Here is a 7,903-nt window from a genome sequence, read left to right on the forward strand (position 1 = left end):
TGCTCAGCTAGCGATCCTCCATGACTCAAGACACTAAACAGCCATCGAAAGAAGTGGGCGTTAAGCTCAAGGGCGAAGCCAAGACGGCACGCATCCCGATTAAGATTGTGCAGCTTGATCAGCGCATCAAAAAGCCCGATTGGATTCGCGTGCAAGCGCCCTCTTTAAATGGCCGCTTTGGCGAAATCAAACAAATCCTGCGTAGCCAAAAGCTGCACACCGTGTGCGAAGAAGCCGCCTGTCCCAATATTGGCGAATGTTTTGGTAAGGGCACCGCCACCTTTATGATCATGGGTGATATCTGCACCCGTCGCTGCCCATTTTGCGATGTGGGCCATGGCCGGCCCAACCCGCTAGACCCGCAAGAGCCAGTGCATTTGGGCGAAACCATTGCCGCGCTTAAGCTTAAATACGTGGTGATTACCTCGGTTGATCGCGATGATTTACGTGATGGCGGCGCGCAGCACTTTGTAGATTGCATCACCCAATCACGCCTGCAATCGCCAGCCACCCAAGTAGAAGTGCTGGTGCCTGATTTCCGTGGCCGTTTGGATGTTGCTTTGGATCTGTTTGCTAACGCACTGCCAGATGTGCTGAACCACAATCTAGAAACCGCACCGCGCCTGTATAAACAAGCGCGCCCAGGCTCGGATTACCAGCACTCTTTAGATCTACTGAAAAGGTTTAAAGCCATGTACCCCGATGTGCGGACTAAATCCGGCATTATGGTGGGCCTGGGCGAAACCGATGAAGAAGTCATCCAAGTGATGCACGATCTACGCGCGCACGATGTAGATATGATCACCATCGGCCAGTATCTACAACCCACCGCCACCGGCCACCTACCGGTGCTGCGCTATGTACACCCGGATCAGTTTAAAGTGTTTGAAAAACTTGCTTACGAGCTAGGCTTTAAACACGCTGCCGTGGGTGCCATGGTGCGATCGAGCTACCATGCAGATGAGCAAGCGCACGGCGCAGGGGTTTAATCCTCGCCAGCCCCAAAAACGCTACCTAGAGCAGGTGGCGTTTTTTTTCGGCTTTAGATTAATTTGACTCAATGCTTGCATCCGCAAAGCTGCGTAAAATCAGCGTTTTGGTTCTGGCAAAGATCATGACACTCAATAGCTACGCAATACTTCGCGCTGTGCATGTGGTCTCTGTACTGCTGTGGATAGGAGGCGTGGCTTTTGTCACGTTGGTGCTGCTGCCTGCATTGCGCCGCCATCAGCAGGATTACGCCACCTTTGAGCTGCTTGAGCATCGCTTTGGCAATCAAGCCAAGCTGATGACGCAGCTAGCCATGTTGTCGGGAGTGGCAATGCTGTGGCTGACGGATAGTTGGAGTCGCCTATTAGACAGTTGGTGGTTGTGGGCGATGATCATCACTTGGGCGGTCTTTACCCTGATGCTGTTTGTGCTGGAGCCATTTGTGATCCACCGCTGGCTACATCGGCGTGCCCAGCAAGATCCGCAAGGCACGTTGCGGCAGTTACAGCACTTACATTACGCCCTACTGGCTTTGGGCCTGATTGCTACATTCGGTGGGGTACTGGGCGCGCATGGCGGGGCTTGGTTTTGATGGTGGTACTTTGTGTGAGGTTGTGAAAGCCTTATATGCGCAAAGAAGAATCAAAAATAATGCTTTTTAGCGCCTTAGATACGTTGATTTAGGTGCGGCATTTCTGTGGAGACGCCCTTTTTTAAACGGCCAAGAAAGGAGATAAAGCAGGCTGTCCCGACCCGCACGAAACCCCTTCCACGTGGATACTCGCCTCGGTGACAAAGGCTGCTTGGGAGCAAGCCTGCTACTCTTTTTCGAAATCCCAAGCCGTTTATTCTTTGCATTTCGATTTGGAAACGCGATCAATCCATTTCCTGGTAGTGAACGAAACTTGCTCGCCACGGATAGTGAAGTGCTTACGTCAGAAAGCTGAGCTAGGTCGCTCATCAAGAAAAATGTTACTTATTATCTAGGGTCTGTTGACGTTTCATTCGCAATTGCGCTGAGCCGCGAATGAAACGTCAACAGACCCTAGTGAACATAAAGCCCGCTCGTTTGGTTTTATATACGCAGCGGGCATCTTTTTGTTGGGCACTTCACATTCATCGATACCAAGATGATTGTGTCCACCACGGTTTTTTACCTTGGTTTTTTCTATTTCTGTGCTTAAAAATTGTGTAGCGCTACGTATAAATAGCGACCGCTGTGATTGAGTCATTATTGTTGATGTATTCCAAATGCATGGATGCATTTTATGTAATGAAAACCCAAATATTGAATTATGAAGGAGACAGAGAAGATGGCGTTTCATGGAGGAAACCATTTTTAATTGAGCTGTTTATTGGGTTTTGAGTCGTCTAAACATCAGAAAAATGGGCTTATCTCGGCTCCCAATACGGGGCTTAAAAGCCCACGGAAGCTGCGGCACGAGGCGTCAGCGGCTCGGGGTTTGGGCAAAGTGCTAGCGAAGCTTGTGCAGTCTTTATCGTCGAGTTAATTATTCGCAGTAAAGAGCTTTCCGGCTTTGAGGTCGGGGTTTGCTTGTTTTCTTGGTTGTTCAAGAATGCAAGTCCTTGAGGGATATCGCACCAAAATTAAATGTATCCAAGGCACTAAAAAGATAAGCACTGTGTAACATCATTGCATATAAATTAATGACGGTTTATCTACCAGTGTGATGTTGGCTGGACTCTGCGTTACATAGACACACATAGGATTGAAAACATGAATAAATTTTTGCTTGCTATGTTGTTTGCGCTGGCCAGCCTGATGTCTCATGCTGATTTGCTCGATACGATTAAAGCGCGCGGGACTTTGGTTGCTGGCGTGCGCGCAGATATCCCCCCTTTTGGGCAAAGAAATAAAAACCAAACGGTGTCTGGTTACGATGTGGATTTTGCGGGTGCGATAGCGAAGAAGTTGGGTGTAAAACTGTTAGTCCAGGATTTGGATCCGAATGACCGCATTGCTGCCGTTAAATCGGGGAAGATTGATATCTTGGTTGCTACTTTTGTAAAAACGGCTGAACGTGAGCGTGAAGTAAGTTGTAGCAATGGATATTTTGTTGCTGCGCTGAAAGTATTATCAAAGAAAGGTAAGTTTCCTTCGCCAGAGTCTTTGGTTAATGCCAAGATTGGCGTGACACGCGGCACACCACACGTAGAATTTGTGCGTAAACAATACCCAAATGCGACAGTCATCGTCTTTGATGATAGCCCTGAAGCGGTTAGTTCTTTAGCTGATGGGAAAATTGATGTGGTGGTGAATGGTGAGCCTGTTTTAGCCGGTTTATTAAGCAAGATGTCTAATCCTACTCAGTTTGAATTGTCGACTTACGCAAATTCGACCGAAATTTATACGATCGCGGTTAAGTTAGGTGAAAAACGGTTGATGAGTCTGATTAATGAAACACTGATTGAAATGGAAAAACTCGGCGAGGCTGAGCGTATTTTTAATCAATGGTTTGGGCCAAAAACAGCCACTCCTTTGCCGCGTACTTTTAAGATTGGTGGTTAATAGGCGATGCTAGAGCGCGAGGAGAACTGTGGGCATAGTGCAATGATCCTTATCTGGGCGGCAAATTGACTGGTGGCAAAGCCGCTCGAGGCTCAGAAAAAAGGGCCTTTTATTATGGCGATTTCGGTGAATCAGCATCTACGCTGGTGATTTCCGATGAGCTGCTTGCGTTTACGGGAGTGGCGGCGGTAGGTTGTTTGCACCAAGTGTTTATTGCTGGTGGAAAAAAATTCAAAGAGCTCATCATGTTTCATTGAGTTAATGCGATTTTTGGCAATGTAAAAATCAGTCTTTCTGGGGCGTCTAACTCGTTTGCGTTTCTTATCGCTTCAATCGTCGTTTCGACTTGAAAAGGCTTACGGATAGCGAGCGTAACTTGCTCGTCACGGACAGAGAGTCGACAGGGTAAGAAAACTGAGATAGGCCACGATTACTCTCCTCGCGAAAGGGTATAGATTTTCAAAGCTAATTCTTTGCCCAGCCAGCTGGCACCATTGGTGTGAGCTTCTATATCGTCGCTTAACTCCGGGTGGATCAGTATGGATAGTTCACCACGCTGCGCTTCAAGCAGGGCGCGGACTTCGATTAGTAAGCTTTCATCAAAATTGATTTCAAACATCGGCTGAGTATGCGGGCCTACTTCGCGGTGAATTAATTCCCCCATCCAGCAATCCGTACTTAACGCCGCTCGAAGTTGGGAGTGCAGCTTTTCAGCGGCGCTGATTTGCTCGGGTAAAAAATAAACGTGAGCATGGTAGATAAGAGACATGTAAAAATCCGGAGATATGGCTTAGTTATTCAGCTATTCAGGGGGAAAATTATGCGGGATTTGTTAAATTAAATGGCATATTTTTTTGCTTTGAAATGAACTGGTTTTGTGGGGAGGGGACTATCTTCTTAATGGAATGGTCAGGCAGCGTGGATAAGGCTGAAAGATTATTGTGAATAGGTATAGATCAAGATGATCAGCATCATTGCAATAATGATAGAGATCTTCATGAGTTTAGATGCGATGCCAGTTTTCGGATGGCTATGCAGTGCATTCATCCGGTTATTTGACTGAACAATTTCGTTCGCTTTCTCTACGAACGTAATGGCACATTCAGTCGATAGACCTTGTGCGACAAGTGATGAGAGTGCTTCGTCTGTTGTTTTTCCTTCATCGAGAAGTGAGCAGGCCTCGCCGATGATGGCCAGTCCATCTTTTATCGATTCGTCGACGGTTGACTCGGGCGCGTTCTCAGAGTAGTTAAAGATAGCGTCCTGGAGTTGTAAGCTCGTTGGTCGTGTTACTGCTGTAAGTACAAAGGGCTCTGTCATTTCTGTTGATCTTGTGAGGTTGGAAATTGATGGCTAGTGCTATGTGAGAGGTACTGTGGCTGCCTGTCGGCCGAGATGGAGTTAATGCTGGCTAATGTAAAATTAAGGGGGACCACGCTTTTGCATGGTTGATTTATGTGTACAACGAGGTAAATTGCTGCAGTTTCGTATTTATTTTCAATCGTTTGGAATCATAGATGCCAGATAGCACATATCAAGATGGGATGGCAGCTCTTATGCTTCATGAGCTGTAAATAAGCTATGCGTAAGATATTAAGCATACTTATCGGATGGTTTTATGTCAATTTTATGCCCCATTTCTTACTTTTTATTATCTAGCCATCCTTGCGAAAAGCTATCGTATTTTGACGCCGCTGATGGTTGATGGATAAATCTCGGCAGATATCGCAGGCCCAAGTCTCAACACCAGTGCTCATCAGCCCTCATATCCCCCTCTAGCAGTTTTCTCTGTATTTGAGATTCCCCGCCCTAGCGCTATGCTGTAATAAATCTTATTAAGGAAGTGCGATATGTTGAATATGCCTCGGCACCAAATGATGATGACGGTGTTGATGACGCCGGATATGGCTAATTTTTCTGGCAAGGTGCACGGCGGGGCTTTGCTTAAAGAGCTGGATCAGGTGGCTTATGCCTGTGCCAGCCGTTATGCAGGGGCTTATGCGGTGACGCTTTCTGTGGATCAGGTGACTTTTAAGCAGCCGGTGTTTGTGGGGGAACTGGTGCATTTTTTGGCTAGCATTAATTACACTGGGCGTACTTCAATGGAGGTGGGTATTCGGGTGGTGGCAGAGAACATCCGTACCCAGACTGAACGGCACACCAATAGTTGTTATTTCACGATGGTGGCGATGGGGGATGATGGCAAATCTGTGGTGGTGCCGCCGCTTATCCCCGCCGATGATGATGCAGAAGCGCGTTGGGTAGCCGCCGAGGCTAGGCGGGATATCCGGCTGATGCTGGCGGAGAAAATGGTGTTTAAAAAATAGTTGCGGCATAAAAAAACGCCACTTCCAAAGAAGTGGCGTTTTTCTTGAGGCTTAAACAGCTGGCATTACATGCCCATGCCGCCCATTCCACCCATGCCGCCCATATCTGGCATGCCTGAGCCTTCTTCTTTTGGCAGCTCAGCAATCATGCAGTCGGTAGTTAGCATCAGGCCAGCGATCGATGCTGCGTGTTGCAGTGCCGAGCGGGTTACTTTAGCTGGGTCAAGAACACCCATTTCTACCATATCGCCGTAAACGCCAGTACCGGCGTTGTAACCGAAGTTACCTTTGCCTTCCAGTACTTTAGATACCACAACGCTAGGCTCGTCGCCTGCGTTTTGTACGATTTGACGCAATGGCGCTTCAATGGCTTTCAGTACGATCTTGATACCTGCATCTTGATCAACGTTAGCACCTTTCAGATCAACGATAGAAGAGCGTGCGCGCAGCAGAGCTACACCACCACCGGCCACAATGCCTTCTTCCACAGCTGCGCGGGTTGCGTGCAGTGCATCTTCAACGCGGGCTTTCTTCTCTTTCATTTCAACTTCAGTCGCGGCACCTACCTTGATCACTGCAACGCCGCCAGCCAGTTTAGCTACGCGTTCTTGCAGTTTTTCACGGTCGTAGTCGCTCGTTGCGTCTTCGATTTGCTTACGGATCAGGCCAACGCGTGTTTTGATTGCTTCTTCATTACCCGCGCCATCGATGATGATGGTGTTTTCTTTAGATACTTCGATACGCTTAGCAGAACCCAATTCAGCCAGTGTGGCTTTCTCTAGAGTCAGGCCCACTTCTTCAGCGATCACAGTACCGCCAGTCAGGGTAGCGATGTCTTCTAGCATGGCTTTACGACGATCACCAAAGCCTGGAGCCTTAACCGCTACAGTCTTCAGAATACCGCGGATGTTGTTCACTACCAAGGTCGCCAGCGCTTCGCCGTCTACATCTTCAGCAATAATCAACAACGGACGGCCAGCCTTAGCCACTTGTTCCAGTACCGGCAGCAGGTCACGGATGTTGCTGATTTTCTTGTCGAAAAGCAGAACAAACGGATTGTCTAGCAGGGCAATTTGTTTTTCTGGATTGTTGATGAAGTAAGGGGAGAGGTAGCCGCGATCAAATTGCATCCCTTCTACTACATCCAACTCATCTTCAAGGCCAGTACCGTCTTCAACGGTAATTACGCCTTCTTTACCTACTTTTTCCATCGCAGCAGCGATTTTTTCGCCGATGATTTCGTCGCTGTTAGCAGAGATAGAGCCAACTTGAGCGATTTCTTTGGTGGTAGAGCAAGGCTTAGCAATGTTTTTCAGCTCAGCAACCAAGGCAATCACAGCCTTGTCGATACCGCGCTTCAAGTCCATTGGGTTCATACCGGCAGCTACGTATTTCATGCCTTCTTGTACGATGGCTTGTGCCAGTACAGTAGCGGTGGTGGTACCGTCACCGGCGATGTCAGAAGTCTTAGATGCAACTTCCTTCACCATTTGCGCGCCCATGTTTTCGAAACGGTCTTTTAATTCGATTTCTTTGGCTACCGATACACCGTCTTTGGTGATGGTAGGCGCGCCGTAGCTGCGTTCTAGCACTACGTTACGACCCTTAGGGCCCAGCGTTACTTTAACTGCATCGGCCAGGATGTTTACACCGGCTACCATGCGAGCGCGTGCTGAATCGCCAAATTTAACTTCTTTTGCTGCCATGTTGTTTAACTCCGTAATATTTAGGTAAGGGCTAGAATCAGGTGGCTTGTAAGCCGTGATTAACCTTCGATCACGCCCATGATGTCTTCTTCACGCATTACTAGCAGCTCGTCGCCATCTACTTTCACGGTTTGGCCGCTGTACTTACCAAAAATAACCTTGTCGCCAGCTTTAACAGCCATTGGGCGTACTGAGCCGTTTTCTAAAATCTTACCGTTACCGACGGCAACTACTTCGCCCATATCCGGCTTTTCAGCAGCGTTACCTGGCAACACGATGCCAGATGCAGTTTTTTCTTCAGCTTCAACGCGTTTGATTACTACACGGTCATGCAAAGGACGAATTTTCAT

9 protein-coding genes are annotated in these 7,903 nt (G+C 47.9%); 5 read left to right on the plus strand and 4 right to left on the minus strand.

Features of this window, described 5'->3' with window-relative positions; all coding sequences use genetic code 11:
- Window positions 1-20: 20 nt before the first annotated feature.
- The 4 genes from lipA to Q0R17_RS16435 all read left to right on the plus strand — a co-directional run bounded on the left by lipA (window position 21) and on the right by Q0R17_RS16435 (window position 3,777).
- Window positions 21-989 carry a lipoyl synthase gene (gene lipA, locus Q0R17_RS16420; protein ID WP_293936842.1) on the plus strand — a complete coding sequence of 323 codons (969 nt, stop codon included), beginning with the start codon at window positions 21-23 and terminating at the stop codon, window positions 987-989.
- A gap of 125 nt (window positions 990-1,114) precedes the next feature.
- A complete protein-coding gene (locus Q0R17_RS16425; RefSeq protein WP_293936845.1) occupies window positions 1,115-1,582 on the plus strand; it encodes a hypothetical protein in 468 nt (155 codons plus the stop codon).
- Between the two features lie 1,146 nt (window positions 1,583-2,728).
- The gene (locus Q0R17_RS16430) at window positions 2,729-3,520 is read left to right on the plus strand and encodes a transporter substrate-binding domain-containing protein (RefSeq protein WP_293936848.1); all 792 of its coding nucleotides are present in this window, start codon (window positions 2,729-2,731) and stop codon (window positions 3,518-3,520) included.
- Window positions 3,521-3,585: 65 nt separating this feature from the next.
- A complete protein-coding gene (locus Q0R17_RS16435) occupies window positions 3,586-3,777 on the plus strand; it encodes a hypothetical protein (protein ID WP_293936850.1) in 192 nt (63 codons plus the stop codon).
- Between the two features lie 173 nt (window positions 3,778-3,950).
- On the opposite strand, the gene Q0R17_RS16440 is transcribed toward Q0R17_RS16435, so the two are convergent.
- Together Q0R17_RS16440 and Q0R17_RS16445 are read right to left on the minus strand one after the other, a co-directional pair.
- Entirely contained in the window at window positions 3,951-4,289 is a 339-nt protein-coding gene (locus tag Q0R17_RS16440; protein ID WP_293936853.1) for a DOPA 4,5-dioxygenase family protein, read from the minus strand.
- Between the two features lie 167 nt (window positions 4,290-4,456).
- Window positions 4,457-4,840 (minus strand): hypothetical protein, encoded by a 384-nt coding sequence (locus tag Q0R17_RS16445; RefSeq protein ID WP_293936854.1) that lies wholly within the window; start codon window positions 4,838-4,840, stop codon window positions 4,457-4,459.
- 530 nt (window positions 4,841-5,370) lie between these two features.
- Between Q0R17_RS16445 and Q0R17_RS16450 the strand changes: the two genes are divergently transcribed.
- Window positions 5,371-5,847 (plus strand): acyl-CoA thioesterase, encoded by a 477-nt coding sequence (locus tag Q0R17_RS16450; RefSeq protein WP_293936856.1) that lies wholly within the window; start codon window positions 5,371-5,373, stop codon window positions 5,845-5,847.
- A gap of 65 nt (window positions 5,848-5,912) precedes the next feature.
- Here Q0R17_RS16450 and groL read toward each other — a convergent pair whose 3' ends face one another.
- Together groL and groES are read right to left on the minus strand one after the other, a co-directional pair.
- Window positions 5,913-7,553: a chaperonin GroEL gene (gene groL, locus Q0R17_RS16455; RefSeq protein ID WP_293936859.1), complete on the minus strand. Its 1,641-nt coding sequence runs from the start codon at window positions 7,551-7,553 to the stop codon at window positions 5,913-5,915.
- A 59-nt stretch (window positions 7,554-7,612) separates the two neighbouring features.
- Window positions 7,613-7,903 (minus strand): co-chaperone GroES, encoded by a 291-nt coding sequence (gene groES, locus Q0R17_RS16460; protein ID WP_046350280.1) that lies wholly within the window; start codon window positions 7,901-7,903, stop codon window positions 7,613-7,615.

The organism is Iodobacter sp. (genome assembly GCF_025352645.1).
In the GTDB taxonomy this organism is placed as follows: Bacteria; Pseudomonadota; Gammaproteobacteria; order Burkholderiales; family Chitinibacteraceae; genus Iodobacter.